Here is a 25,734-nt window from a genome sequence, read left to right on the forward strand (position 1 = left end):
TACCGTCGATCATGCGCATAGTCGACTTCCGAATCACCCGATTCCAGTTCCTTCGCGATCGCCTGATCGGGGATAGTCAGGTCCGCGCCGACGACGTCAACGTCGCCGCGCTCGAACTCGTCGGCGAGGATGGCTCGGTGGGCCTGGGCTTCATCCAGAGCCTGTTCCACCCGCTGCCCGACGAAGCCGAGATGGTGCGCATGTTCCGTACTGAGGTCTGGCCGACGCTGGAGGGCGATCTGGCCGGGGCGGTGGCGCACCGCGTCTCACGGCCGCGCGGGGGCAACATCCGGCGCTTGTCGCTGCCGTGCGAGGAGGCGTTGCAGCAGGCGGTCTGGGACCTGTTCGCGAAGTCGGTCCGGCTGCCGCTTTGGAAACTGCTCGGCGCGCGTCGCGACAAGGCGCGCGCCTATGCCAGCGGGCTCGATTTCCATTTGTCCGATCACGACTTCTCCGAACTGTTCGGCATCGCCGCGTCGCAGGGGTTCACGGCGTTTAAGATCAAGGCCGGGCATCCCGACCTCGACCGCGACATCCACCGCCTCGACTTGCTCCGCAAAGCGGTCGGCGAGAGCGCGACCGTGATGATCGACGCCAACGAAGCCTGGTCGCCCAAGCAGACGATCGCCAACCTCGACGCGATGCGCGCCGCCGGGCATCCGATCTTCTGGGTTGAGGACCCGGTGCTGCGCCATGATTTCGACGGCCTGCGCGTGCTGCGCGAAACCGCTGGGCCTACGCTGGTCAATTCGGGCGAATATCTCGACGCATCGGGCAAGCGCGCGCTGATGCAAGCGGGCGCGACCGACATGCTCAACGTGCATGGCCATGTGACCGACGTCATGCGGATCGGCTGGCTGGCCGCCGACATGGGTGTGCCTGTCTCGCTTGGGAACAGCTTCCTCGAGATCGGCGTCAACATGGCGCTCGCGCTGCCTGAGGTCGACTGGCTCGAATACAGCTACCAGAATTTCGACCATCTGGTCGAGACGACCTATCCGATGCGCGACGGGTTCATCTGGGGATCTGAGGCGCCCGGCCACGGGCTGGTGCTGAGCGACACGGCACGGCGGGACTGGCACCGTCCGATGTTGGTCGATCGCGGCGCCATGGGCGCGCCACCGATGCTGCCACGGCTGGCGAGCGCCTGACGACGAACCCGTCGCAGGCCCAGGGAGAGAAGACCGATGGACGAAGCGATGGCTATGCGGGCGGACGATGCCGCGGCGCTGCTGGCGGGCGAACGGCATGCCGTGGGGCGCGCCAAGTGGGTGCTGCTTGGGTCGCTGACCGCGGTCTTCTTCGTCCTCCTCGCGCTCTATTGCGGCGTGCTGTCGGTGCTGCTGCCCAACCAGATCGAGGCGTTGGACCATGAGCACAAGTCGCGCGATCTCGCGATCGTCTTCGCGGTCACCTCGGTGTTCAGCACGCTCGCGACTCCGATTGCCGGCGCACTTTCAGATCGGACGCGGACGCGCTGGGGCCGGCGGACACCGTGGATCGTCGCGGGCGCGCTGATCGGCGGTGCCAGCCTGTTCGCGGTGTCGCAGGTGCGTGACCTCTGGCTGATCACGACGCTGTGGGTGGTCGCCGCGGTCGCGTTGAATTCGATGCAGGCGGCGATCACGACGATCGTCGCGGACCGGTTCCGTCCCGAGGAGCGCGGCACCGCGTCGGGGTTCGTCGGCGCCGGGATGACCGCGGGCGGAACAGTGGGCATCGTCCTTGCCGGGTCGATCGCCGCGCATATCGTGCTCGCTTATGCGCTGTTCGCTGGCGCCATCGCGGTCGTCTGCATCCTGTTCGTGCTGCTCAACCCCGAACCGCGCATCACGGAATCGCCGCGTCCCCGCGCGCCGCTCGACTTGCGGTCGTTCTTCAAATCCTTCTGGATCAGCCCACGCGCGCATCCTGATTTCGCCTGGGCGTTCCTCGGCCGGTTCACGATCTACATGGGTTATCAGGGGATCGTCACCTACCTGCTCTACATCCTGCAGGACCATATCCATTTGAGTGTCGCCGACTCGAACCGGACGATCGCGACGTTGTCGTCGATCACCTTCGTTGCGCTGGTGCTGTCGGGGTTCGGATCGGGGCTGGTCTCCGATGCCATCGGCCGGCGCAAGCCGCTGGTGTTCCTGTCGAGCCTGACGATGGGCGTGGCGCTGATGGTCCCACTGCTGATGCCGACGATGCAGGGCATGTATATCTACGCGGTGCTGATCGGCCTCGGGTACGGCGCGTTCATGTCGGTCGACATGGCGCTGATGACTCAGGTGCTGCCCACACGGGCCGACGGGGCTGCGGACGACGATGCGACCGGCAAGGATCTCGGCATCCTGACCACCGCGGTCAACATCCCGCAAATACTCAGCCCGGTGATGGCGGCGTGGATGCTGAGCGTGTCGGGCAACGATTATCGCGTGCTTTTCGTCGCCGCGATCCTGTTCGTGCTCGCAGGCTCGATGTTCGTCCTGCCGATCCGCTCGGTGAAGTAATCAGCGGCGCCGGAAGATCGGCGCACGCTTTTCCCTGAAGGCGGCGCGGCCTTCCGCCGCATCGGCGGTGGCGAAGCAGATCGTCTGCAGGTCGCGCTCATACTCCATCGCCTTGTCGAGCGGCATCGACACCGCTGCGCGCAGGTTGAGCTTTGCGGTCTCCGCCGCGATCGGCGCTCGCGCGGCGATGGCCTCGGCGATGGCACGCGCGCGGTCTATCAACGCCTCGGGCGCGGTGACTTCGCTGATCAGGCCCCAGTGCAACGCGGTTTCCGCATCGACCGGATCGCCGGTCATGATCATCAGCGCGGCGTTCGACATGCCGATCGAGTGCGCCAGCATCGCCGCCATGCCGCCGCCGCCGATCCAACCGAGCTTGATCTCGGGCGCCGCGAAGCGCGCGGTGGACGACGCGATGCGGATGTCGCACGATAATGCGGTCTCGAGCCCGCCGCCGAGCGCATAGCCGTTGACTGCGGCGATGGTGGGTTTCAGCAGCGTGTGGATCGCGTCGCAATAATCGTCCCGATTGCGGAAGTCCCAGGGCGTCGCGTAGCTGTCGAGTTCGGCGATGTCGGAGCCGGCGCAGAACGCCTTCGGGCCGGCACCGGTCAGGATCACGCAGCGGATCGTGTCGCTGCGATTGCACTCGCCCACCGCCTCCACGATCGCCTTGGACATCGCCGGAGTCGCAGCGTTGAGCTTCTCCGGCCGGTTGAGCGTGATCGTCGCGACGGCGCCATCGACGGTGAACAGGATATTGTCGGTCATGGTGATCCTAGAGTTCGGCGGCCAGCGGGCGATGGCGGCGATAGGCATCCTGCATCGCGCCCAGCAGCGTCGCGTGCGGCGTCCCCGTTGCGAGTCCGTCGCGGAGCATCGCGGACACTTCGGTCTGCAGCGCGATCGCGTGGGGGAAGCGCGGGCGGACATACGCGTCCTCGAGCGTGGCGGCGGTGTTGCGATAAAAATCACCCCAGCGCGCGTTTACCGCGTCGTCGCTCCACGCCGAGCGCCGGCTCGGCTGGCCGTCGTGCGTGGGGATGAAGTCGCGTTGCGCGGTGTCGCTGATCAGCCAGCGGAGGTGGTCGAGCAGGGCCGGCGAGACTTCGGCGCGCGTGGAAATGCCGATGCCGGTGCCGCCCAGGGTGGAGCCGCGACGACCGCCCGCATGGGTGGCCGGGGCATCGCCGAACAGGATCGCCCGGCCGCCGTCGACGGGCGCAGCATAATTTACATAGCCATAGACCAGCGGGCACAGCACCACGTCGTCGTCGTGACGCATCCGCTCAAGCAGCGCGATGGGATTGAGGTCGCGCGCCGTGTCGGGCGTCCGGGATGCGAGCGGCGCCATGATGTCCAGGGCCGCTGCCCCGCTATTGTCGTGCACGAAGCGGTCAGGATCGCGCACGCGCGCGCCATCGATCGCGGCGACGATCGACTGGAAGGTGAGCGCCGCATGTGGACCGGTGAGCGACAGTGCGACCGGCCGGTGCTCGGACATCGCGAGCACTTCCGCCCAGGTCTCCGGCAGCGGCGCGTCGAGCAGATCTGCCTGTGCCGCCATCACCTGCGTCGCGGCATCCAGCGGCAAGGCCCAGTGCCGCTCGGCATAGCGATAGCTGACAAGCGACGGACCGATCGAGGCGGCCCCCCAATCGGCGATCTGCTCCGCGTCGAACAGCGTTTCCAGCGGCACCAGGCAACCGACGTCCACTGCCTCTCCGACATGCGGGTGGTCGAGCACGACCAGATCGTAGCGCGCGCACAGATCGGCGATCGGATGCGCCTCGAACCCTTCGAGCGAATGCGTATCCCAGTCGAGCGTCAGCCCGTTCTCGCGTTCCGTCAGCCCCGCGGCGGCAGCCTGTAGCGCGCGATAGCCACGCGGATGATCCCAGGTCAGGCCGCGATAGTGCATCAGGCCGCGCCCGAATCCTGCCGCACCGCGCCTGCCGCGAGCAGCCGCTCGATAGCAGCGTCGTCGTAGCCGGCCTCGGCCAAGATCTCGCGGCTGTGCTCGCCGATCTGCGGCGCGCCGCGCTCGACCGTGGAGGGCGTGCGGGCGAAGCGGATCGGGAACCCCGGGGTCTTCACGCGCCCTTCGCTGTCGTGGTCATATTCGACGAAGGTCTGGTTGTGCGCGACCTGCGGGTCGGCGACCACGTCGGCATAGCCATAGACCGGGCCCGACCAGACGTCGTGCGCGCGGAACAGTTCGAGCCATTCGGCGCTCGGCCGATGCTTCAGCCGTTCGCGCGTCGCGGCGAAGATCGCGTCGCGGTGCGTCCAGCTGTCGCTTTCCTCGTCCTCGAACGCGGCAAAGCTCGGCTCGCCGATCAGTTCGCCGAACTTGGCGAGACTGGCGAAGGCGACGACGATGAAACCGTCGGCGGTCGCGAACACGCCGTAGGGCGAGCGGATATAGCTGTGCGCATGCGGTTCGGCCGAGCGGGTCTGCGGCTTGCCGCCGGCGGTGAAGACCGACATCTCCTGCATCTGGAACGTCACCACCGCGTCGAGCATGTTGACCTCGACCAGCTGGCCTTCACCGGTGCGCTCGCGGTGGAGCAGCGCGGCCAACGCGCCCTCGAACGCCGAATAGGCGGTGACCGCGTCGGCGAGGAACTGGCCGGCAGGGGCGGGGGGATCGCCCTCGCGGCCGGCGGACAGCATCGCGCCCGACATCGCCTGCAGGATCAGGTCCTGGCCCGGTCGGTCGACATAGGGCCCGCTTTCGCCAAACCCCGACATCGAGACATAGACGAGCTTCGGATTGATCGCGCTGAGCGTGGCGTAATCGACGCCCAGCCGCTTGGCGACGCCGGGGCGGTAGTTCTGGATGAAGACGTCGGCGGTCTTCACCATTTCGAGCAGGATCGCCTTGCCCTCGGCGCTCTTCAGGTCGACCGCGAGACTGCGTTTGTTGCGGTTTAGGGATAGGAAGGAGGTGTTTATGCGATTGCCTAGCGCGCCGCCTGCGGAGCGGAAGCGCTGCCATTCGCCGGTGACGGGTTCGACCTTGATTACGTCGGCGCCGAGGTCGCCCAGACGCTGGGCCGCGAACGGCCCCGCCATCGCGATCGAACAGTCGAGAACGCGATAGCCGCTCAAAATACCCATAAGATCCTCAGTGCATGATCCAGCCGCCATCGACGTTGAGCGTCTGGCCGGTGATGAAACCCGCGTCGTCGGACGCGAGGAAGGCGAGGGCGCGGGCGATGTCGGCGGGCGCGCCGCGCCGCTTGACCGCCTGGTGATCCAGCACGAAGCGGGCATAACCATCAGGATCGGGATGGATCTTTTCCGCATCGGTCGGGAAGGCGCCGGGCGAGACCGCGTTGACGGTGATGCCGTCGCCGCCGAACTCGCGGGCCCAGGCGCGCGTCAGCCCGATCAGCGCGCCCTTCGACGCGACATAGGGCGACAGCAGCGCCCAGCCGCCATAAGCGGTGACGCTGGCGATGTTGAGGATGCGGCCCCATTGGCGCTGCTTCATGCCGGGCAGCGCAGCCTGCACCGCGACGATCCCCGCGTCGACGTTGACGCGTTGCACCGCCTGATGCTCCTCGATCGTATAGTCCTCGAAGCGCTTCGACGGATAGATCGCGGCGTTGTTGATGAACACGTCGATGCCGCCGATGTCCGCGAGGACGCCGTCGAGATCAGCGCGAAACCGGGCAAGATCGGACAGGTCGGTGTGCAGCGCCACCAGGCGCGCGCGCGCCTGTTCCGGCACCGTCGCAGCAAGCGCGTCGAGCTTGTTCTGGCTGTGGTCGGCGGCGATGACCGTAGCGCCCGCCTCAAGAAAGTGCAGCGTCGATGGCGCGCCAAGCCCGCCGGCAGCTCCGGTATAGAGGATGCGCTTGCCCGCGATGCTCACGCCGCGGTCTCGCGCCCGCGGATCGGCGGGTAGACGTTGCTCGGCTCGGGAAAATCCTCGCCCGGCTGATCGTGGATCGCACGGATCCGGGCTTCGGCCGCCGCAATGGCATCCCCGCCGTCGAGCACGGTGAAAACCGTGTCGTAGTGCCGATCCTCGCCGTGTTCAAGCCAGATCAGCTCGTCGCGCTCGCGCGCGAACCCCTTGCCGAGCACGTGGTTGGTCGATGGCTCGATGCCCAGCGCGTACTGGCCCGCCTGAAGTGCCTGCCATTCATATTGGGCGGGAAACTGGTCCTTGCGCGTCTCGACCAGCAGGCCGATGCCGAGCGCGTCGTTGACCAGCGCAACCGGCACCCGGCCTTCGGTGTCTGCCACCATCTCGTGCTGCCAGACCTGTTCATGGAAGCGTGCCTGGGGGGCTGGCATGTGGCGATACCCGACCCCGCTCGCGGCATAATCGGCGCCGGCATGCGCCGCCCAGACCGTCTCGCGCAGCGGCGCCAGATAGCGCGAGCCCTCGGCCAGCACGGGGTGCCCGAGATTGATGTGATAGAGGAACATGTGCGGCGTCGGCGAGAAGCCGTGGTTCACGACGCGGTCGTGTAGCTGGATGCTGTCGCCGCCGACATCCGCCTCGATCCGGCGGTGGAGATGCAGGTCCTCGCCGAACATCGTCGATTGCTGGATCACGCCCTCGCACCACAGGATGCAGCGGTCGCCCTCCCAGCGTTCGCCATAGCCGGTCAGTCGCGCCGGGATCGTGCCGACGCGCCCGTGCAGCGATGACGCCACTTTTGCGCGAGGGCCGTAATTGTAATGGCCGGCATCGTCGTCGTGCATGAACAGCGTGTGGTCGAGCCCGGCGGTGACCATCAGCCCGGAGAAGGAGCGCAGCCAGCCGAGGCCGCCTTCGCCTTCATAGTCGTGCAGGCCCGGATGGCGGAAACCGGTCGGGGAATGCCAGCCGATCGCCCGGCCGCGATGCTCGCAATCGGCGATGTCCATGCAGCGGTCGACCAGCACGGTGAAGCGCAGGCCGGTGCCGGTGCGGAACTCCAGCAGCCGGATGCCGCGCTCGACGCCGTCGCCCAGGGTCATCAGCCGCACGCCCGCGAATTGCGACAGGCTGCCACCGTGTTCCGCAAGATCCCGCGCGCTGTACTGGCGGTCGTATAACGCGACCATCTCGGCTCCTCTCAAGCGCGCTTCGATGTCGAGCGCGCCGCGAGACCGACTTTAAGCCGAGAGATCAGATCGATCAATAGAGATATCAGTGATGCGGCGATTGGTGTCGAGATATGCGGTCATGTCTGCGTAGCGGGGCATATCGTGCAGGATATGGCGCGTCAGCCGTTCGTAATGCTGCACGAAGCGGGTGATCTCGGCATCCGTCATGCCGCCCCGGCCCCCGCCACCGCTAGCGTCACGCAGGTCGCGTTCCTGCTGCGTACGCCACGCCTCCACCACGGCGAAGTCGGGCGCAGCGAGCAGCATCAGCCGATCACGCCTCGCGAACAGTGCCTGGTACTCGCCGGCAAGCTGCGCGTTGACATGCCGGCGCCAACGACCGTCGGTGTCTTCCGATGCTTCCAGTGCATTCACCGGTGCGACGAGGTCGGCGTCGGCCTGTGGCCTGGCGCCGACGCACCACCCCTCGAACAGGATCACGCGGCAGCCGGGTGGCGACAGCGGCCAGTCGCGCATCGGTCGGCGATCGTCGCTCGCCTTGTCGAAGCGGGGCAGGCGGACCGACTGGCCGTCCTTCAACCCGTCGATCACCTCCAGCCCCAACGCCACATCATGCGTGCCGGGCACGCCACGCGTGCGCAGCAAGGGATGGATGTCGGCCGCCAGTCTCTGCCGATCGGCGCGCGTGAGATAGATATCGTCGATCGAAACGATCGCGGTGGGCAGGTCGTGCGCGGTCAGCGTGGCGGCAGCCAGTGCCGCGGCGGTGCTCTTGCCGCTTCCTTGCGCGCCGCACACGCCGATCACCACCGGTCCGTCGCTCGCGTTCGCGGCATCGGTCGCCAGCCGCGCGATCAGCCCCGCTGCGTCAGGCGACACGGTCGGGCGGGTCCTGTCCGGCAAAGAATGCGTCGAGATTGGCGAGCGCGCGCATTCCCATCGCGACGCGCGTCTCGATCGTAGCGCTGCCGAGATGCGGCAACAGGACGGCGTTGCCGCAGGCGAGCAACGCGGGCGAAACCGTCGGTTCGCGTTCGTAGACGTCGAGCCCCGCGGCTGCGATCGTGCCGTTTGCCAGCGCGTGCGCCAGCGCGGCCTCGTCGATCACCGGCCCGCGCGCGGTATTCACGACGATCGCATGCGGCTGCATCCGTGCCAGCAGCGCGGCGTCGACCAGGTGATGCGTCTCCGCGCCGCCGGGGACGTGCAGCGACAACACGTCGACGCTGGCGGCGAGATCGTCGAGACGCTCGACGAAGGTCGCCTCGAGCCGTTGCTCGACCTCCGGGTCGGTACGCCGCCGACTGGTGTAGAGGATATTCATGCCGAACCCGGCGCTCGCGATCCGCGCGGTCGCCTGCGCGATGCGTCCGAACCCGACCAGCCCGAGCGTCTTGCCGCTTAACCCTTGCCCAATCAGGTGGGTGGGATGCCAGCCATGCCAGTCGCCGGCGCGCAGTTGACGCTCGCCTTCGCCCGCGCGCCGGGCGGCGGCGAGCATCAGCAGGATCGCGAGTTCGGCGGTCGCTTCGGTCAGGACGTCGGGTGTGTTGGTGACCGCGATCCCCGCGGCGCGCGCGGCATCCAGATCGATATGCTCGAACCCCGCGCCGAAGTTCGCCAGGATGCGGCACCGGTTCTGCCGCTCGAACATCGCTGGCGTGAAACGGTCGGTGATGGTCGGGCAGATCGCATCGTAAGTGGCCAGCGCGTCGCCGAGCTGGTCGGCCGTCAACGCCACATCGTCCGTGTTGAACGTCGCATCGTAGCGCTCGGCCATCGTCTGCTCGACCGCCTCGGGCAGCCGGCGCGTGACGAGCAGGCGCGGACGTGCGCTCACGACCGCTGCTCCACCGCACCGAGCGAAACGCCGCTGCTGCCGCGCGCGACCACCGCGTCCTTGCGGTTGCGCTGCGACACGAGCCCGTCGATCAGGACGCCCTGCACGTCGTCCAGCGCGATTGCGGGACGCGCGTCCGGCGTATCGGTCGAGACGTGAAAATCGCGCAGCGTCAGGCGCCGCGCATGGCGGGCATAGAAGCCGAACGCGGGCAGCGTACGCATGAAGCTCACCTCCAGGCTGGTGACGCGGCGATCCTCGGGGACCAGCGCAGCATCGGCCGCGGTACCGCCGCCGCGATGCTGCACGTGGATGCCGGAGAAGCTGATATCCTCGACCGGCGCGTCGGCGATGCCGGCGACGCCGCAGGGGAAACGCGGATCGGCGCCGGAGACGGTGATGTCGTTGAAGCGCACGCGACGGCATTGGCCGACCGGCGTACCCGCCGGCGCGCGCATCCGCGCGGCCTGGTGCACGAACAGCGGATGGTTGACCGGGTTGCGTAGGACGATGCCCGCGATCCGCACATCCTCCAGCGTGCCGCCATCCACCACGCCGATGAGTATCCCGCGGCTGTTGGTGCAGGTGCAGTCGGTGATCTGGATGTTGCGGAAGCCGCCATTGCTTTCGGTTCCGAGCTTTATCCGGCCGAGCGGCCCGAGCTTGTCGGGCGCGCCATAGTCGGATGGCTGGTAGGTCCCGTCGAGCAGGGTTCCCATCCGGAAGCCCATCGTCTTGCACCCGCTGATCGTCACGTCCTCGGTGGCGATCTTGCGACCGAGCGCATAGCTGCTCTTCAGCACGATCGCGTCGTCCTTCGGCGCGTTCACGACGCAGTTGGTGATGCGCACGTCGCGGCTGCAGTCGACGTCGATGCCGTCGCGGTCGGTATCGATCGTCACATTGTCGATATGCATGTTGGTCATGCCGTGCACGATCACGCAGAAATGCCCGCCCTGCAGCACGGTGAAGTCGCGCAGGATGACGTTGCGGCAATTGCGCATGCCGATCGTCTTGTTGGCGCGCCCCTCCTGCGCGCGTTCCGCCGGATCGCGCAGCCGCGCCTCGCGTGGCGTCATCCCCAGCGCGGCGGGCGATTGCCAGCCGGCGCGACCGTGCCAGCGATCGCCGGTCCCCTCGCGGTCGAGCCCGAGGCCGTGGAACATGCCCGGCCCCAGAATCGCGATGTTGGTCGCACCGTCGGCATAGACCAGGCTGTTGTGGACATGGGTGATGCCGAAATCCTGGAACTGTTCGTCCAGGTCGTTCTCGGTCAGGTCGTACTGCGCGCCGTGCGTCGCCGGATCGGCGGCTTCGACGATCGCGCCTGCCGCGAGGTAGAGCGAGACATGATCGAGCAGCCGGATGGAGAAGCACAGATAGCGTCCGGCCGGAATTACGACTGTGCCGCCACCGCCGCGATGTGCCGCGACCACCGCGCGGTTGATCGCGGCGCTGTCGATCGTGCGGCCGTCACCGCGCGCGCCGAACCGACGGACGTCGTACAGCAGCGGGGAGGCGGCCTTGCCCCAGGCAGCGGGCGCGAGGAGTGCGGCGGACAGGCCGGCGGCGACCAGCCGGCGATCGGGAACGAGAAGGGCCGTCATGCGCGCAGCATGCCACGGCCGGCGAGATTGCGCATCAGCGCGAGCGTTCCCATCGTCCAGGGCGGCGCGGCGTTGCAATGCGTGACTCGGTTGACCAGCGTCCCGAGCGACGAATTGCCGATCCGTACCTCGTCGCCGATCTTGTGCGTAAAGCCGCGCCCCGGCGTGTCGCGGTCCTGCGTCGGTGCGAACAGCGTTCCCAGGAACAGCACGAAGCCATCGGGGTAATCGTGCTGGCTGAGCGCCTGGCGGATGAGCTCGGCGGGCGGGCGGCTGATCTCGCGCATCGAGCTGTGCCCGTCGAGACGATAGCCGTCGGTGCCGGTGATGGTCAGCGAAACCTCTGCCGCGTCGACATCGGCCATCGAATAGCCGGCGTCGAACAGGCGGATGAACGGTCCGATCGCGCAGGCGGCGTTGTTGTCTTTCGCCTTGCCCAGCAGCAGCGCGGAGCGGCCTTCGAAGTCGCGCAGGTTGACGTCGTTGCCGAGCGTCGCGCCGACCGGCGTGCCATCGCCGGCGACCGCGAGCACGATCTCGGGCTCGGGGTTGTTCCAGGCGGAATCGTCGCGGACGCCGATCTCGGCACCCCAGCCGACGCTGCTCATCGCCGGTCCCTTGGTGAAGATCTCCGCATCGGGGCCGATCGCGACCTCGAGATATTGCGACCAGGCGCCCTCGGCGATCAGCGCGGCCTTGAGTGCGTCCGCCTGTGGCGATCCGGGGATCACCGAGCGGATCGATCCGCCGAGCGCGGATTCCAGGCGCGCGCGGACGTTGCCGGCGCGGTCGGGGTCGCCGCGGGCCTGCTCCTCGATCACGCGCTCGATCGCCGACACCGCGAAAGTGACTCCGGCGGCCTTGATGCATTGCAGGTCGATCGGGCTCAGCAGCCGCGCGGGCGGATCGGCCGCGAACAGCGCATCGACGGCGAAGGGCAGGCGGGTACCCGCTTCGGGTGCGAAAAGCCGTTCCTCGATCAGTTCGGCGCTGGTGCCGGCGATCGCGGACATGTCGTACACGCCGCCATCGCGCACCAGAACCGGGGTCGGCCCCTGGCCGAGATCGATACGCCCGATCAGCGTCGCGGCGGCGTCGCGCGGCCAGATATCGTGCTGAGGCGTGCTGGTCATCGCGTTCTCCTTGCTGCCACGGATCACATCCGCGGCGTTGCATTCTCCACTTGCACCACAAATTTCACGTGTCTACTATGAAATATCAGAAGGTGTAGTTGGCATCTCTCGGTCAAGCCCAAGGCGACCGAAACTGGGGAGAGTGATGATGAAGGCGACCGCATTCCGTATCCTGGCAGGCGTGGCGACGGGCGTCCTGGCGCAGGGCCTCATCGTGCCTGCGCTGGCACAGACGAGCCCGGCCAGCCAGGACCTGCCCGTCGCGACGACGCTGCCCGCCGACGATCCGACCTCACCCGCATCGTCGGCCGCGACGATGCCCACCGACGCCAGCGAACAGGACATCATCGTCACCGGCATCCGCCGCACGATCCAGCAGTCGCTCGACATCAAGCGCAGCTCGGTCAACTCGGTCGATTCGATCACCACCGAGGATATCGGCAAGCTGCCCGATCAGAACGTCGCCGAATCGCTGCAGCGCGTTCCCGGCGTGACGATCGAGCGCAACCGCGGCGACGGCCAGTTCATCTCGGTGCGCGGGCTGGGTCCCGATTTCAACGCGGTGACCGTCAACGGGCGGACCATCGCCACCGACAACCCCGGCCGCCGCTTCAGCTTCGACATCCTGCCGTCCGAGCTCATCGTCGGCGCCGACGTCTACAAGAGCCCGACCGCGGCGATCAACGGCGCGAGCATCGGTGCGACCGTCAACGTCCGCACGATCCGTCCGCTCGACCAGAAGCCGCTGGTGATCGCCGGCACCGCGCGCGGCTTCTACAACCAGCTGTCGGGCGACGTCGGCCCCGAACTGTCGGGGGTGGTCAGCTACCACAACAAGGCCGGCACCTTTGGCGTCGCGGTCGTCGCGTCCTACGAGAACCGCGACCAGCGCAGCGACGAATTCACCATCGGCGCAGGCCATGTGAAGCGTAGCAGTATCAATCCCGGCGACTATTTCTACAACCGCACGGGGCCTGGCGTCACGCCCTTCTCCAATGTCGACATGCCGTCCAACCTCTCGCCCTTCTTCGTGTTCCGCGATCGCGAGCGCCTCGGCCTGAATGGCACGATGCAGTATCGCCCTGTCGAGAATCTGACGCTGACCGTCGACGGTCTCTATTCGCGGCTGCGCCAGACCGACAAATATATCGGTCTCGCCTATGATTTCAGCGGCGGGCGGATCGTCGATCAGGTCGTCGAGAACGGCTCGGCGGTCTATCAGAAGATCGAGGGCGGCACCGTCGACGAGATCATCCAGCAGACTCCGCGCCGCTCCGACACCTATCAGATCGGCGGCAACCTCGAATGGAAGACCGGCGATTTCCGCCTGGTCGGCGACGTGTCCTACTCGCAGGCGGACACCAACGTCCGCGACGACAACTACTTCACGACGATCCGCCGTACCGGCATGACGATGTCCTACGATCGCCGCTCGGGCAGCCCGCTCTACGACTACGCGTTCTCGAGCCCGAACTACGCCAACGCACCCGTCGATACGCAGCATATCGGCGCGCATTACTTCATCGTCGGCGGCGACAAACGCCGCGACGACACGCTGGAATACAAGCTGGACGGCAAGTGGGACAATGGCGGCCCGGTGGCGATCAGCGTCGGCGCGTCGCGGCAATTGCGCAACAAGACGGTGGATACGACCGCGCAGTCGTTCAACGGCCAGTGCGCGTTCTGCGGCGGCACGACCTATTATCCGATGCCCGCAACGCTGTTCACGCCGACCAATTATAATTTCTTCGGCAAGAGCGACGCCAACATCGTCCGCGACTGGATCAACTACGATCCGGCGACGCTCGTCCAGGCGCTGCGCGATTTCCGCACGCCGGCCGGGAAATCGCTGTTCGAGGACGCGAGCTACGATCCCTCGCAGAGCTCGCGCGTCGGCGAACGCGTCTGGCTCGGCTATGTCATGCTCGACCTGAAGGGCGAGATCGCGGGCATGCCGATCGCCGCCAACACCGGCGTCCGCATCGAGGATACGCGCTTCACCTCTTCGGGTGCGGCGCGAACGATCCTCAGCGCGGCACCCAACGGTCTCGGCCAGAACCTCATCACGGTCAGCCCGGTGGTCCCGATCGACTTCTCGGGGCATTACACCGATTACCTGCCATCGGCGAACGTGCGCCTCGACGTGACGCCCAAGCTCGTCGCACGGTTCGCCGCGTCGCGGGTGATGACCCGGCCGACGCTGACCGACCTGTCGCCGGCGCAGAGCATCCAGACCAACCCGGGCAACGAGACCATCCGCCGCGGCAATCCCGACCTGAAGCCGTTCCGCGCGTCGCAGGCGGAGTTCGGGCTCGAATGGTATTTCCAGAAGCTCGGCCTGCTGTCGGCGACCGCTTTCTACAAGTCGATCGACTCGTTCGTCGCGTTGCAGACCACGCCGCAGCGGGTCGATCAGGTGACGTTCCAAGTGACCCAGCCGACCAACGGCCTTGGCGCGACGGTGAAGGGTGTCGAGATCGGCTATCGCCAGGTGTTCGATTTCCTACCGGGTCTGTTCAGTGGCTTCGGCGCGGAGGCGAGCTATACCTATACGAGCAGCAACGCGAACTATGCCAACGCGGTCACGGGCGTCAGCTACGGCCTCGCCGGCCTGTCGAAGAACTCCTATTCCGCCGTCGGCTTCTACGAAAAGGGACCGATACAGACACGCATTGCCTATACCTGGCGCGACCGCTTCCTTCAGGTCGCCAGCGGCCGTAACGGCGATCCGGAGTATTTCGCGCCTTATGGACAGCTCGATGCGAGCGTCTCGCTGGCGCTGACCAGTAACGTGTCGCTGACCGCCGAGGCACTCAATCTCACCGACACCAACGAGTTCATCTACTCGACGGTCGAAAGCCGGACCAAGGAATACCGTACCACCGGCCGCCGCTACGCGTTCGGCGCCCGCGTCCGCTTCTGACGCCCCCTTCCTAGTCCCCCCCGCCTAGGGCGGCGCGTACCCCGCGCCGCCCTATTTTTTACTCTACGGGGCACCGTCAGCCGATATTCCGATGGTTAGGGTTGGCGTGGGTACTGTCAGATCAAATGCACCGATCGTTAGGCGAAGCCGGGTAGAGGGCGCAAATGCCTCGTCCGCGCAAACCCGTTAGTCCGTTCCGCTACTTCAATTCGTCGTACGAGTTGATCCGGCTGGTCGTACTGATGTACGCCCGGTTCCCGCTATCGTTGCGCAACGTCGAGACCTGTTGTTTGAGCGCGGCACCGACATATGCCTTGGGACGGTACGGATGTGGTAGAACAGGTTCGGGGCCGGACGGCGACTGTGCACGACCTCGGACTCCTCTCTTTGTCGCCAATCGTTCCGCGTGCGTTGGCTTCTTCGACGATTACGACGGGAAGTTCCTGAGTGTGCCGTCGTTATCTAGCTGTAAGGCCCCAAGGTCACCCCACCGCTTGTGCGCCACCGCCAGACGGCGCAGCTGCCGTGCATTGAGGTCAGCGAGAATCCAGACCAGGCTGAACAACACGCTGTCCAGGCAGCTAATCAATCGGCATGGTATAATACATGGTATCAATGAAAAATCCCTGAAGAAATAGCCTACAGTTCAATAACTAAGACCTAAATGACGGTTCCCTCCCGCTCCGCCACCACCATCAGTTTACTCCTTGTTTTCGGGGGTTTGCGATGCCCGTTTGGCTAACTCGTCAGCACGGTTAGCCAAAGCAGCTGACGAAACCCGGCCAATCGCACCGCTCGCAAGGCGCCGCTGATCGGCGCTGGCGGTGTACGTCGTCACCTCAGCATCGCCCTTCCAGCCGCCGACGGCCTTGATCGCCTGCTGGCTCTCGCCGCCTTCCGCGAGCCGTCGAGCCATGGCCTTACGGAGACCGTGGTGTTCATGCTGATCATTGTCGGCATCGTCGTTGTATCGTTCGTGTGTATGAACCCGCACGACGTTGTCAAAACGACGGGGTGACCTCGGTCAGACTGCCTTGGATCAACCGCATTGGTTCCAGTCATACACATACATTGTCGTGACGTGGCCGCGCGTATGCGACCCGGCACCATGACCATGTTCCCGAAACCCTTTGCAGAACCCGTTCCCATCGTCAGCCCGCAAGACGTGCCGTATCCGGGGACGCTCCGCGTGCAGGTGGACGCGACCGACACCGACCGGCGGATCTTCAACGCCCGCCAGACGATTCCCGTTGCGCGCGCTGGTCTGACGACGTTGCTCTACCCAAAATGGCTTCCGGGTTATCATTCGCCCGAGGCGCCGATCGAGCTGTTCGCGGGGCTCGTGATCACCGCAGGCGGCGAGCGGCTCGCTTGGCGTCGTGACCCGGTCGAGGTGCATGCCTTCCACATCGACGTGCCCGATGGCACCGACGAGATCGAGGCGGAATTCCAATTTCTGTCGCCGACCAGTTCGGCGCAGGGCCGGGTCGTCGTCACCCCGGCGATGCTCAACCTGCAATGGAACACCGTCCTCCTCTATCCCGCAGGCTATTATTCGCGGCAGATCACCGTCGAGGCGGGCGTCACGCTGCCGCCGGAATGGCAGTTCGGCTGCGCACTCGCGGTGGCGTCGGTATCTGGGGATACGACATTGTTCGAGCCCGTCTCGCTTGACGTGCTGGTGGACTCGCCAATGTTCGCAGGGCGGCATTTTCGCCGGGTGGAACTGGACGCCCGTGGTCCGGTGCGGATGAACATCGTCGCCGACCGCGCCGACCAGCTGGCGTTCACCGACGACCAGGTCGCACCACACCGCGCGCTCGTCGCCGAGGCGGATCTGTTGTTCGGTGCGCGGCACTACGATCATTACGACTTCCTGCTGGCGCTCAGCGACGAACTCGGCGGGATCGGCGTCGAACATCATCGCTCCAGCGAGACCGCGACCGTGCCCAACTATTTTACCGACTGGGAAGGCAGCGCACCCAAGCGCGACACGATCGCGCACGAATACACGCATAGCTGGAACGGCAAATTCCGCCGCGGCGCGGACAGCTGGACGCCTACCTTCGAAAAGCCGATCCGCAACAGCCTGATGTGGGTGTATGAGGGCCAGACCCAGTATTGGGGGCAGGTGCTGGCGGCGCGATCGGGGCTGTGGACGCCCGAGATGGCGATCGGCGCGATCGCCCAGACCGCCGCGAGCTACGACATCCGCCGCGGGCGCAACTGGCGACCGATGAGCGACACCACCCGCGACCCGATCATCGCCGCCCGCGCGCCGCTGCCCTGGGCCAGCTGGCAGCGGAGCGAGGATTATTATTCGGAAGGCCAGCTGGTCTGGCTCGAGATCGACACGATGATCCGCGAATTCAGCGACGACGTGCGCTCGCTAGACGACTTTGCGGCGTCGTTCTTCGGGATGGACGACGGCAGCTACGTTACGCGGCCCTACGACTTTGCGGAGGTGGTAGCGACGCTGGACGAACTGGCCGCGCACGACTGGGCGGGGTTCCTGACCGAGAAGCTCGAACGCAAGGGCGGTGGCGCGCCGCTCGGCGGAGTCGAGCGTGGCGGCTACCGGCTCGTCTATCGCGACACGCCGACCGATTACGGCGCCAGATCCGATGCGGCCATGGGGTCGCTGAACCTGATGTTCTCGATCGGCTTGACCGTATCGTCGGATGGCGTGCTGAACGAGGTGATCTGGGGCAGCCCGGCGTTCGATGCGCGACTGGTAGCGGGCGCGTCGTTGCTCGCCGTGAACGGTCAGGATTACACGCCCGACGGCCTCAAACGCGCGATCGCAGGGGCAGCGGACGGCGAACCACTTTTGCTGATCGTCAAGGACGGCAAACGGCACCGCACCGTGGACATCGCTTACACGCACGGCCTGCGCTATCCGCATTTCGAGCCGATCGCCGAGGTGCGGCGTCTCGACCGGATCCTGGCGCCGCGCCGATAGCCTAGTGCGTTCCGGGGAAATCCGAGCGTCCAGGCCCAGCGGTATCCGTTGCCTCCGCTCGGACGGACGGATTTGGGCTAACATCATGCGTTTTAAAGAGGGGCGGAGCTTACCCTCGGACGCTGCGCTACCATCGCCTTCAACGTCAGCGCGTCGTGGATCGCGTGGGCGTCGATATCGTTGTTGAAATAAACCCAGACGCCGCGGCCTTGGTGGGTCTGGTCGACCAGCCAGTCCGCCCACTCGAGCAGCCGCTCGTCTGCGTAACGCCCCCAATATTTTCCCTCGCCGCCGTGCAGCCGGACATAGGCAGCGCTGCCGATGGCCAGTCGCGGGCTTTGCAGGTCCAGCATGTCGTGCGCGCAGAAACTCGCGCCGTACCGGTCCAGCAGCGCGAACACTCCATCGACATACCAGCTGGGATCGCGGAATTCGAAGACGTTGGTCACGTCCTTGGGGATCAGCGTCAGGAAGCGCTCGAGCCGGTCGAGGTTCACGCGAAAGCGCGGCGGGAGTTGGTAGAGGATCGGGCCCAGCGCGGGCTGGAGATGGCGGAACGGCGCCATCATCCGCGCGAGCGGCTCTTCGCAATCCTTGAGCTTTTTCGCTTGGGTCAGGAAACGGTTGGCCTTGACCGCATAGCGAAACCCGTCCGGCGCCTGATCGCGCCATGCGTCGAACGTTTCCGGCTTGGGCAGGCGGTAGAAGCTGTTGTTGATCTCGACCGTGTCGAAATGCTCGGCGTAGAAGGCGAACCAATTCTTCGCCGCCAGCTTCTCGGGATAGAAGCGGCCGCGCCAATGCGGATAGACCCATCCGGAACAGCCGATGCGGATCGGGGGCGCTCCCGTGTCTGCCATGTCTCCCACCTTCATGTCCCCGACTTCATTACGCGGTGGGGTCGGCTACGCGTTCGTCGCGGCCCGCGCCGACCTCGCGGCGGCGCGGCTGCTCGTTCGGTCGGTTTTCATCGTCCCGCCCGGAAGAATGACCCTCGGTTCCGCTCTGGCGCGCACGCCTGCATCATGTCGCGGTACGCATCAAGCCGCTGCCAACACGGGCAGGGGCCTTCATGTACTGCCGTATGGCCGAACCGGCCTTAGATGTTGGTGCAAGGATCCAAGAGGATCAGGCTTCCGCAGGATGGTGACGCTACGGTAATATGCTGGCAGCGCAGCATGATCGGAGTCGGTGATGACAAATGAACGGATGTCTCTGGCGGACAACTGATCGAGCAAGGGGTAGGTAAATTCTCCCTGCAACGTCAAATTTACGATTGCGCCGTCTAGGCTGACGGTTTCGGCAATGAGTAATGCGCTGGACAGGTTGTCGACAGGACCGACGACGATCGCGCCCCTGTCGACGAGGTTTTCCCTTAGAATCTCTGCCGTCGTATAGTCTTCTTCCGCAACAAGGACGATAGTTCCGGCTAAATGGCGTGCTGGCCGAGTGGTCATTATTCGTCTGCGTCCCGCCAGCCCAAAGTCACGGCTGATTAGTTGGGAAAATCAGAGCGTCCCATCACCCATGTTAAAGTCCGGCCAGCGCGGAATTCGGTGCGTCGGTTGGGCACAAGCCGACCGCCAGGCGTTGGACGTTGGGCATTGCCGCCAAACCGTTGTGGGTCCTGTTCGCCGTCGGGGCTCGGGTGCTGAGAGACGGAAACTGCCGCGCGGTCGACTGGCGCACCACATCACCGAAAAGGATAGTCCATGTTCAGAAGCGTGAACCCGGCAACCGGCGAACAGATCGCTACCTATGCCGAACTGACCGACGCCGAGGTCGAGACCAAGCTGGAAACAGCGGCGCGCGCCTTCGCCCAGTGGCGAACGACGGATCTGACCGATCGGACCGCGCTGTTGCACCGCATCGCCGACCAATATGACGCCAACAAGGATCGTCTTGCCAGACTCGCCACCGCCGAAATGGGCAAGACGCTGGCGTCTGCCATCGCCGAGGTGGAGAAATGCCCGGCGGCGTTTCGCTATTACGCCGACAAGGGCGTGGCGTTGCTGGAGCCCGAAACCTTCGCTCTCGGCGGCGGCGGGACGGCGGAGGTGCACTGGCTTCCGCTGGGACCCGTGCTCGCGATCATGCCCTGGAACTTCCCCTATTGGCAGGCGGTGCGCTTCCTCGCCCCGACCATCCTCGCGGGCAACGTCGCGCTGCTGAAACATGCGAGCATCGTGCAGGGCGTCGCTGCTGCAATGGAGGAGATGGTGATCGCCGCCGGCGCGCCGGAAGGTGTGTTCCAGAACCTCGCGATCAAGTCGGGCGCGGTGGCCGCCATCATCGCCGACGATCGCGTCGCGGCGGTGACGCTGACCGGAAGCGAAGGGGCCGGTGTCGCCGTCGCGGAACAGGCCGGTCGCGCGCTGAAAAAGGTCGTGCTCGAACTCGGCGGTTCCGACCCGTTCGTCGTGATGCCATCGGCTGATCTGGACGCGGCGGTGGCGCAGGCGGTGAAGGCGCGTATCCAGAATAGCGGGCAATCGTGCATCTGCGCCAAGCGGATGATCGTCCACACCGATGTCTATGACGCGTTCCTCGATCGGTTCTCCGCGGCGATGAAGGCGGTGAAGGCGGGTGATCCGCTCGATCCCGCGACCGACATGGGCCCATTGTCGAGCATCGCGCAGCGCGACACCGTGATCGATCAGGTTGCGGAAGCGCAAAGCCAGGGCGCCAAATTGCTGTTCGGTGCCGAACGGCTGGACATGCCCGGCGCCTATTTGACCGCAGGCATTCTGGTGGACGTGCCGCCGGATAGCACATTCCTGCACGAAGAGATTTTCGGCCCGGTCGCGATGCTGTTCCGCGCCGCGGACCTGGATGATGCGATCCGGATCGCGAACGATATTCCCTTCGGCCTCGGATCGTCGGTGTGGACCAACGATCCCGAAGAGCAGGCGCGGTTCGTGCGGGATATCGCGGCAGGCATGACCGCGATCAACCAGATGCTCGCCTCTTCGCCCGAGGCGCCGTTCGGCGGCATCAAGCGGTCCGGGCACGGCCGCGAACTCGGCCCGTTCGGGTTACATGAATTCATGAACCTCAAAACCGTGCTGCGTCAGGACGGACCCGCATCGCATGCCGGACAGGTAGAGTAAGACTCGGCCGTCATGAGCACCGGTCCCGCAGGATCGGATGGCCGTCGAAGGTCAGTCGATCAACGCGGGCATGGCGCGATCGCGGTGCGCCGCCGTCGCGCGGTCTCGTGGGCGCCGCAGGCCGAAGATGACGAAACAGGCGGCAGCGATGCCGCCTGTGAAGATCATGGCGGGGCGCAGGCCGGTCCGTTTCGCGATCCGATCCAGCGCGACTTCGAAACCGCCGGCCAGGTTCACCGCACCCGGTATTATTCGCGTGTCGAGAAACAGTTTCGGCGCGGAAGGCCCGGAGGGCTGTTTCAGCAGATAATCGCGTCCGACGGTCATCACCATTCTCCCTAACCGGCGCATCATAGCAACGTATGTAAACGACGCCGGGATCAACGTCGGAAAGAACGTCAGGGCATGCGGGATGTTTCCCGGCCTTTCCTCCCAGCTCGGGGCATTTCCGTTGAAAAAAACCACCTTCAAGCCGTATCGCCTTCCCGCCGGCGGCTGGGGCTCCGCGAACTCCGTGCGCGAGATCCTCACCCGCGAGGGCGTCGCGGCGAGCGGCGCGCTCGCGCTCACCCGCCACAACAAGGTGGACGGGTACCAGTGCAACAGCTGTGCCTGGGTAAAGCCGGCGAGCCCGCTGCCGTTCGAATTTTGCGAGAACGGCGTCAAGGCGGTCGCCTGGGAGATCACCGCGCATCGCTGCACGCCTGCCTTCTTTGCCGAGCACACCGTCACCGAGCTGTTGGGCTGGGACGATTATCATCTCGAACAGCCCGGCCGCCTGACCCATCCGCTGCGCTACGATGCCGAGTCCGATCGCTATGTTCCGGTCTCCTGGGGGCATGCGCTCGAGGAGATCTCGCGCGAACTGCGCGCGGTCGAGGACAAACAGAAAGGCGCGGTGTTCTACAGTTCGGGGCGCCTGTCCAACGAAGGCAGCTATCTCTACCAGCTGTTCGCGCGGCTGTACGGCAACAACAACCTGCCCGACAGTTCGAACATGTGTCACGAGACGACCTCGGTCGCGTTGCCGGAAAGCATCGGGCAGGGCATGGGTACGGTCGACCTGCAGGACTTCGCAAAGTCCGACTGCATCATGTTCTTCGGCCAGAACCCCGGCAGCAACTCGCCGCGCATGCTCCATCCGCTCCAGGAGGCGAGCGAGCGCGGCGCGGCGATCATCACCTACAATCCGCTGCGTGAGCGCGGGCTGGAACGCTTCGTCAACCCGCAGTCGCCGGTGGAGATGCTGACCGGGAAGGAGACGCGGATCAGCTCGCAATATCACCAGGTCCGGGCAGGCGGCGATCTCGCCGCGCTGACCGGCATCTGCAAGGCGGTGCTGGCGCTACACGACACGGCCGTCGCGGCCGGGCAACCGGCGATCCTCGATACGGCGTTCCTGGCCGAGCACACCCGCGGGTTCGACGGTTTCGCCGACTGGCTGCGCGTGCAGGACTGGGGCGACATCGAACGGCATTCGGGGCTCGCCCGCGCGGACCTCGAATCCACCGCCAAGGTCTATGCGCATTCGACCGCGGCGATCGGCGTCTATGGCATGGGGCTGACCCAGCATCATGCCGGGGTCGAGACCGTGCGGATGCTGGTCAACCTGTTGCTGATGCGCGGCAATATGGGGCGCACGGGCGCGGGCATCTGTCCGGTGCGTGGTCATTCCAATGTGCAGGGGCAGCGGACGATGGGGGTGACCGAGAAGCCCGAGCTGTTCCCGCTCGACCGGCTCGGCGAACAATTCGGTTTCGAGCCCCCGCGCGAGCCCGGCTACAACACCGTCGAGGCGTGCGAGGCGATCCTGCGCGACGAGGTGCAGGCGTTCATCATGATGGGTGGCAATTTCGTCCGCGCGATCCCCGATCACAGCCAGATGGAGCCGGCGTGGCGCAAGCTGCGCCTGACCGTCAACGTCATCACCAAGCTGAACCGCAGCGCGCTGCTGCCCGGCGAGATCAGCTATATCCTGCCGGTCATCGGCCGGCTCGAGATCGACGAGACCAGCGCCGGGCAGCAGGTGCTGTCGATCGAGGACACCACCGCCTGCGTGCATGGCAGCCGCGGGCTGCGGACGCCGCCGTCGCCGCATCTCATCAGCGAGATCCGGCTGATCTGCGAACTCGGCAAGCGCGTGTTCGACGCGAACCCGCGCGTGCGCTGGGACGATTACATGGCCGACTATGCCGAGATCCGGAAGGAGATCGGCGAGACGCTGCCCGCGGACTTCCACGATTACGAGACACGGATGTGGGAGCCGGGCGGCTTCCAGCGCGACATGCCCGTCAAGCGGCGCGAATGGCGCACCAAGAGCGGCTTCGCCGAGTTCGTGACGCCGACCGGGCTCGACGAGGATGCGGATATGCCCGGCGACGGGCATGACACGTTCCGGCTGATGACGCTGCGCAGCAACGACCAGTTCAACACCACCGTCTACGGCTATGACGATCGCTTCCGCGGCATCAAGAACACCCGCCAGGTGATCCTCATGAACCGGTCGGACATCGACCGGATGGGGTTCAAGGTCGGGCAACTCGTCACGCTCAAGACCGTCGCGAAGGATGGCATCGACCGCCGGCTGCCGGGGACGATCGTCGTCGCCTACGACCTGCCGATCGGCTGCGTCGGCGGCTATTATCCGGAGTGCAACGTGCTGATGCCGATCTGGCACTATGCGGTCGGCAGCAAGACCCCCGCGGCAAAGTCGATCCCGATCACGATCCACAGCGAGGGGCCGACCGTGGTCGCGCCCGATATGGAATATGCCGGCCGTCAATGACGGCATGCCGAGACAGGGGGGCTACGCCGCTTAGAATTTAAGCCGCATGACGGGCGCGCCAGCGAAAGGCGCGCCCGTCCGGTGTCGTGTCGCCTGATGCCCTGGCACCGCGACGTCCTTTTTGTGGAAACGCGCCTACACGCGCGCGTCGTCGTGGCGGTCGCGGTGCACGAAGCCGAAATAGGCGGCGACCAACGCCAGCACGGCGTGCAACCCGATGTCGTTGCCATAGATCGGCACCAGGCCGAAGGTCGTGTCCGTGCTCGGAATCAGGCCCATCACGGTGAGTACGCCGTAGATCACCGCGACACTGCGGGCATAGCCGCGCGCGCCGCCGAGCGCGCGGCTGGCGAGCAGACCCCAGATGCCGAATGCGATATGGATCAGGTTGTGCAGCACGTTGACGGGGAACAGCCCGAACGCAAGCCGCGATCCGGCGTTCACGCTCAACCCCGGATGCATGTGATCGGGCGATAATCCGGGGATGAACCCGCTGATACCGGCAAGCAGAAAGACGATGCCGAAGACGAGTGCGAAGTTGCGGGTGGTCATGGTGATGCTCCGTGATGTGCATGGTGGCGCGGACCGGACACGTCGACGCGCCGCGATCCGCGTCGGTCAGATGATCGGCTTGCCGCCGGTGACTGCGACGGTTGCCCCGGACACGTAGCTCGCCTCGTCGGTCGCGAGCATCACATAGACCGGGGCCAGCTCCTTGGGCTGGGCAGGGCGCCCGATCGGATAGTCCTGGCCGAACGTCTTCACCTTTTCGGCCGGCATCGTCGACGGGATCAGAGGGGTCCAGACCGGGCCCGGCGCGACGCAGTTGACCCGTATGCCGTCCTTGGCGAGCAGCTGGGCCAGGCCGCCTGTGAAGTTCTGGATGGCGCCCTTGGTGGTCGCATAGGGCAACAGCGTTTCGGTCGGCGAGTCCGCGTTGATCGACGTCGTGTTGATGATCGCGCCGCCTCCGCTCATGTGCGGCACGGCGGCCTTGCAGAGATAGAACATCGCGTGGATGTTGGTACGGAAGGTCAGGTCCCATTCTTCGTCGGGAATGTCGGCGAGCGTTTCGAAGGTCATTTGGTGCGCGGCGTTGTTGACCAGAATGTCGATGCGCCCGAACGCCGACACGGCCTTGTCGACGATCGCCCGACACTGCGCCGGCGTGCCGATGTCGCCCGGGACGAGCACAGCCTGCTGGCCCGCCTGTTCGATCAACCGCGCGGTGTCCTGCGCATCGGCGTCCTCGTTCAGATAGGCGATCAGCACGTCGGCGCCTTCGCGGGCAAAGGCGATCGCGACCGCCCGGCCGATGCCGCTGTCCCCGCCGGTGATGATCGCCTTTTTGCCCAGCAGCCGTCCGCTGCCCTTGTAGCTATCCTCGCCGTGATCGGGCTTGGGATCCATCGCGGCGATGGTGCCGGGGAAGTTCTGGCGCTGGTCGGAAAAGGGCGGGGTCGGATTGTCGTTGCTCATGGGTTGCCTCCATCGGTGTTTGCGTGATGTGTCTTCCGCCCTCAGCCGCGCGCCATACGGCAGCCGTCGGCTCAAGATTCCGCCTAGGACCGGACCGCGGGCGGTTGTCCGACGAGCGCCACACGCGCGACCGCGGCGGCATGCCGCGGGTCGAGGCGGCGGTGCGCCAGCGCCTCATGCCAGATCTTGTCGGCGACGACCGCCACCTCGTTGGCGGTCGGCGCCCGGTCCTCGCCGATGCAGATCAGCAGTTCGGCAGGAACAAATAGCGCCATGACAGTCTCCGTTGTGGCGTGTTCGATTTCGGTATCCGTCGGGCGCGGG

General features: G+C 65.9%; 22 protein-coding genes and 1 pseudogene. 7 read left to right on the top strand and 16 right to left on the bottom strand.

Annotated elements, in window-relative coordinates; all coding sequences use genetic code 11:
- Positions 1-11: 11 nt before the first annotated feature.
- The gene (locus U1701_RS09195; protein WP_332782253.1) at positions 12-1,151 is read left to right on the top strand and encodes a mandelate racemase/muconate lactonizing enzyme family protein; all 1,140 of its coding nucleotides are present in this window, start codon (positions 12-14) and stop codon (positions 1,149-1,151) included.
- 36 nt (positions 1,152-1,187) lie between these two features.
- Positions 1,188-2,498, top strand: a complete 1,311-nt coding sequence (locus U1701_RS09200; RefSeq protein ID WP_332782254.1) for an MFS transporter — start codon at positions 1,188-1,190, stop codon at positions 2,496-2,498.
- Here the strand turns inward: U1701_RS09200 and U1701_RS09205 are convergent, their stop codons facing one another.
- From U1701_RS09205 to U1701_RS09245, 9 genes are read right to left on the bottom strand one after another with little or no spacing between them, the layout of a single operon-like run.
- The gene (locus U1701_RS09205; protein ID WP_332782255.1) at positions 2,499-3,269 is read right to left on the bottom strand and encodes an enoyl-CoA hydratase/isomerase family protein; all 771 of its coding nucleotides are present in this window, start codon (positions 3,267-3,269) and stop codon (positions 2,499-2,501) included.
- Positions 3,270-3,276: 7 nt separating this feature from the next.
- Positions 3,277-4,419, bottom strand: a complete 1,143-nt coding sequence (locus U1701_RS09210) for a carbohydrate ABC transporter substrate-binding protein (protein ID WP_332782256.1) — start codon at positions 4,417-4,419, stop codon at positions 3,277-3,279.
- Positions 4,419-5,621 (bottom strand): CaiB/BaiF CoA transferase family protein, encoded by a 1,203-nt coding sequence (locus tag U1701_RS09215; RefSeq protein WP_332782257.1) that lies wholly within the window; start codon positions 5,619-5,621, stop codon positions 4,419-4,421. The genes U1701_RS09210 and U1701_RS09215 overlap by 1 nt, the downstream gene beginning before the upstream one ends.
- A 7-nt stretch (positions 5,622-5,628) precedes the next feature.
- Positions 5,629-6,381 (bottom strand): SDR family NAD(P)-dependent oxidoreductase, encoded by a 753-nt coding sequence (locus U1701_RS09220; protein WP_332782258.1) that lies wholly within the window; start codon positions 6,379-6,381, stop codon positions 5,629-5,631.
- On the bottom strand, positions 6,378-7,568 hold the full coding sequence (locus tag U1701_RS09225) for an aldose 1-epimerase family protein (RefSeq protein ID WP_332782259.1): 1,191 nt from the start codon (positions 7,566-7,568) through the stop codon (positions 6,378-6,380). The genes U1701_RS09220 and U1701_RS09225 overlap by 4 nt, the downstream gene beginning before the upstream one ends.
- A 51-nt stretch (positions 7,569-7,619) precedes the next feature.
- Positions 7,620-8,450 (bottom strand): kinase, encoded by an 831-nt coding sequence (locus U1701_RS09230; protein ID WP_332782260.1) that lies wholly within the window; start codon positions 8,448-8,450, stop codon positions 7,620-7,622.
- Positions 8,440-9,411, bottom strand: a complete 972-nt coding sequence (locus U1701_RS09235) for a 2-hydroxyacid dehydrogenase (protein ID WP_332782261.1) — start codon at positions 9,409-9,411, stop codon at positions 8,440-8,442. Before U1701_RS09235 ends, U1701_RS09230 begins: the two co-directional genes overlap by 11 nt.
- Positions 9,408-11,018 (bottom strand): rhamnogalacturonidase, encoded by a 1,611-nt coding sequence (locus U1701_RS09240; protein ID WP_332782262.1) that lies wholly within the window; start codon positions 11,016-11,018, stop codon positions 9,408-9,410. Before U1701_RS09240 ends, U1701_RS09235 begins: the two co-directional genes overlap by 4 nt.
- A complete protein-coding gene (locus tag U1701_RS09245) occupies positions 11,015-12,151 on the bottom strand; it encodes a fumarylacetoacetate hydrolase family protein (RefSeq protein ID WP_332782263.1) in 1,137 nt (378 codons plus the stop codon). Before U1701_RS09245 ends, U1701_RS09240 begins: the two co-directional genes overlap by 4 nt.
- 148 nt (positions 12,152-12,299) lie before the next feature.
- On the opposite strand from U1701_RS09245, the gene U1701_RS09250 reads away from it, so the two are divergent.
- The gene (locus U1701_RS09250; protein WP_332782264.1) at positions 12,300-15,074 is read left to right on the top strand and encodes a TonB-dependent receptor; all 2,775 of its coding nucleotides are present in this window, start codon (positions 12,300-12,302) and stop codon (positions 15,072-15,074) included.
- Positions 15,075-15,238: 164 nt separating this feature from the next.
- A pseudogene (locus U1701_RS18720) lies at positions 15,239-15,408 on the top strand (IS6 family transposase); the annotation flags it as partial.
- Positions 15,409-15,774: 366 nt separating this feature from the next.
- On the opposite strand, the gene U1701_RS09255 reads toward U1701_RS18720, so the two are convergent.
- Positions 15,775-16,068 carry a tyrosine-type recombinase/integrase gene (locus U1701_RS09255; protein WP_332782265.1) on the bottom strand — a complete coding sequence of 98 codons (294 nt, stop codon included), beginning with the start codon at positions 16,066-16,068 and terminating at the stop codon, positions 15,775-15,777.
- 114 nt (positions 16,069-16,182) lie between these two features.
- Here U1701_RS09255 and U1701_RS09260 point away from each other — a divergent pair, with 114 nt between their 5' ends.
- A complete protein-coding gene (locus tag U1701_RS09260; RefSeq protein WP_332782266.1) occupies positions 16,183-18,036 on the top strand; it encodes a M61 family metallopeptidase in 1,854 nt (617 codons plus the stop codon).
- A 92-nt stretch (positions 18,037-18,128) separates the two neighbouring features.
- On the opposite strand, the gene U1701_RS09265 is transcribed toward U1701_RS09260, so the two are convergent.
- Both U1701_RS09265 and U1701_RS09270 read right to left on the bottom strand, forming a co-directional pair.
- Positions 18,129-18,896, bottom strand: a complete 768-nt coding sequence (locus U1701_RS09265) for a DUF72 domain-containing protein (RefSeq protein WP_332782267.1) — start codon at positions 18,894-18,896, stop codon at positions 18,129-18,131.
- Between the two features lie 210 nt (positions 18,897-19,106).
- Positions 19,107-19,493 (bottom strand): response regulator, encoded by a 387-nt coding sequence (locus U1701_RS09270; RefSeq protein WP_332782268.1) that lies wholly within the window; start codon positions 19,491-19,493, stop codon positions 19,107-19,109.
- A 255-nt stretch (positions 19,494-19,748) separates the two neighbouring features.
- Here U1701_RS09270 and U1701_RS09275 point away from each other — a divergent pair, with 255 nt between their 5' ends.
- A complete protein-coding gene (locus U1701_RS09275; protein WP_332782269.1) occupies positions 19,749-21,146 on the top strand; it encodes an NAD-dependent succinate-semialdehyde dehydrogenase in 1,398 nt (465 codons plus the stop codon).
- Between the two features lie 51 nt (positions 21,147-21,197).
- Here U1701_RS09275 and U1701_RS09280 read toward each other — a convergent pair whose 3' ends face one another.
- Positions 21,198-21,617 (bottom strand): hypothetical protein, encoded by a 420-nt coding sequence (locus U1701_RS09280; protein WP_332782270.1) that lies wholly within the window; start codon positions 21,615-21,617, stop codon positions 21,198-21,200.
- On the opposite strand from U1701_RS09280, the gene U1701_RS09285 reads away from it, so the two are divergent.
- Complete coding sequence (locus U1701_RS09285) at positions 21,598-23,931, top strand: FdhF/YdeP family oxidoreductase (RefSeq protein ID WP_332782271.1); 2,334 nt, start codon at positions 21,598-21,600, stop codon at positions 23,929-23,931. The two genes, U1701_RS09280 and U1701_RS09285, sit on opposite strands and share 20 nt — an antisense overlap.
- A gap of 135 nt (positions 23,932-24,066) precedes the next feature.
- On the opposite strand, the gene U1701_RS09290 is transcribed toward U1701_RS09285, so the two are convergent.
- The 3 genes from U1701_RS09290 to U1701_RS09300 all read right to left on the bottom strand — a co-directional run bounded on the left by U1701_RS09290 (position 24,067) and on the right by U1701_RS09300 (position 25,685).
- Positions 24,067-24,483 carry a DUF4383 domain-containing protein gene (locus tag U1701_RS09290; protein ID WP_332782272.1) on the bottom strand — a complete coding sequence of 139 codons (417 nt, stop codon included), beginning with the start codon at positions 24,481-24,483 and terminating at the stop codon, positions 24,067-24,069.
- Between the two features lie 66 nt (positions 24,484-24,549).
- Positions 24,550-25,410 (bottom strand): glucose 1-dehydrogenase, encoded by an 861-nt coding sequence (locus U1701_RS09295; protein WP_332782273.1) that lies wholly within the window; start codon positions 25,408-25,410, stop codon positions 24,550-24,552.
- 83 nt (positions 25,411-25,493) lie between these two features.
- On the bottom strand, positions 25,494-25,685 hold the full coding sequence (locus U1701_RS09300; protein WP_332782274.1) for a hypothetical protein: 192 nt from the start codon (positions 25,683-25,685) through the stop codon (positions 25,494-25,496).
- Positions 25,686-25,734: the final 49 nt, after the last annotated feature.

Source organism: Sphingomonas rhamnosi (genome assembly GCF_036663615.1).
In the GTDB taxonomy this organism is placed as follows: domain Bacteria; phylum Pseudomonadota; class Alphaproteobacteria; order Sphingomonadales; family Sphingomonadaceae; genus Sphingomonas.

Bases quoted from the DNA above. Each gene is read 5' to 3' on its own strand.
- U1701_RS09195 (WP_332782253.1), top strand. From the start codon at position 12: ATGCGCATAGTCGACTTCCGAATCACCCGATTCCAGTTCCTTCGCGAT.
- U1701_RS09200 (WP_332782254.1), top strand. From the start codon at position 1,188: ATGGACGAAGCGATGGCTATGCGGGCGGACGATGCCGCGGCGCTGCTG.
- U1701_RS09205 (WP_332782255.1), bottom strand. From the start codon at position 3,269: ATGACCGACAATATCCTGTTCACCGTCGATGGCGCCGTCGCGACGATC.
- U1701_RS09210 (WP_332782256.1), bottom strand. From the start codon at position 4,419: ATGCACTATCGCGGCCTGACCTGGGATCATCCGCGTGGCTATCGCGCG.
- U1701_RS09215 (WP_332782257.1), bottom strand. From the start codon at position 5,621: ATGGGTATTTTGAGCGGCTATCGCGTTCTCGACTGTTCGATCGCGATG.
- U1701_RS09225 (WP_332782259.1), bottom strand. From the start codon at position 7,568: ATGGTCGCGTTATACGACCGCCAGTACAGCGCGCGGGATCTTGCGGAA.
- U1701_RS09240 (WP_332782262.1), bottom strand. From the start codon at position 11,018: ATGACGGCCCTTCTCGTTCCCGATCGCCGGCTGGTCGCCGCCGGCCTG.
- U1701_RS09245 (WP_332782263.1), bottom strand. From the start codon at position 12,151: ATGACCAGCACGCCTCAGCACGATATCTGGCCGCGCGACGCCGCCGCG.
- U1701_RS09250 (WP_332782264.1), top strand. From the start codon at position 12,300: ATGAAGGCGACCGCATTCCGTATCCTGGCAGGCGTGGCGACGGGCGTC.
- U1701_RS09260 (WP_332782266.1), top strand. From the start codon at position 16,183: ATGACCATGTTCCCGAAACCCTTTGCAGAACCCGTTCCCATCGTCAGC.
- U1701_RS09265 (WP_332782267.1), bottom strand. From the start codon at position 18,896: ATGGCAGACACGGGAGCGCCCCCGATCCGCATCGGCTGTTCCGGATGG.
- U1701_RS09270 (WP_332782268.1), bottom strand. From the start codon at position 19,493: ATGACCACTCGGCCAGCACGCCATTTAGCCGGAACTATCGTCCTTGTT.
- U1701_RS09275 (WP_332782269.1), top strand. From the start codon at position 19,749: ATGTTCAGAAGCGTGAACCCGGCAACCGGCGAACAGATCGCTACCTAT.
- U1701_RS09290 (WP_332782272.1), bottom strand. From the start codon at position 24,483: ATGACCACCCGCAACTTCGCACTCGTCTTCGGCATCGTCTTTCTGCTT.
- U1701_RS09295 (WP_332782273.1), bottom strand. From the start codon at position 25,410: ATGAGCAACGACAATCCGACCCCGCCCTTTTCCGACCAGCGCCAGAAC.
- U1701_RS09300 (WP_332782274.1), bottom strand. From the start codon at position 25,685: ATGGCGCTATTTGTTCCTGCCGAACTGCTGATCTGCATCGGCGAGGAC.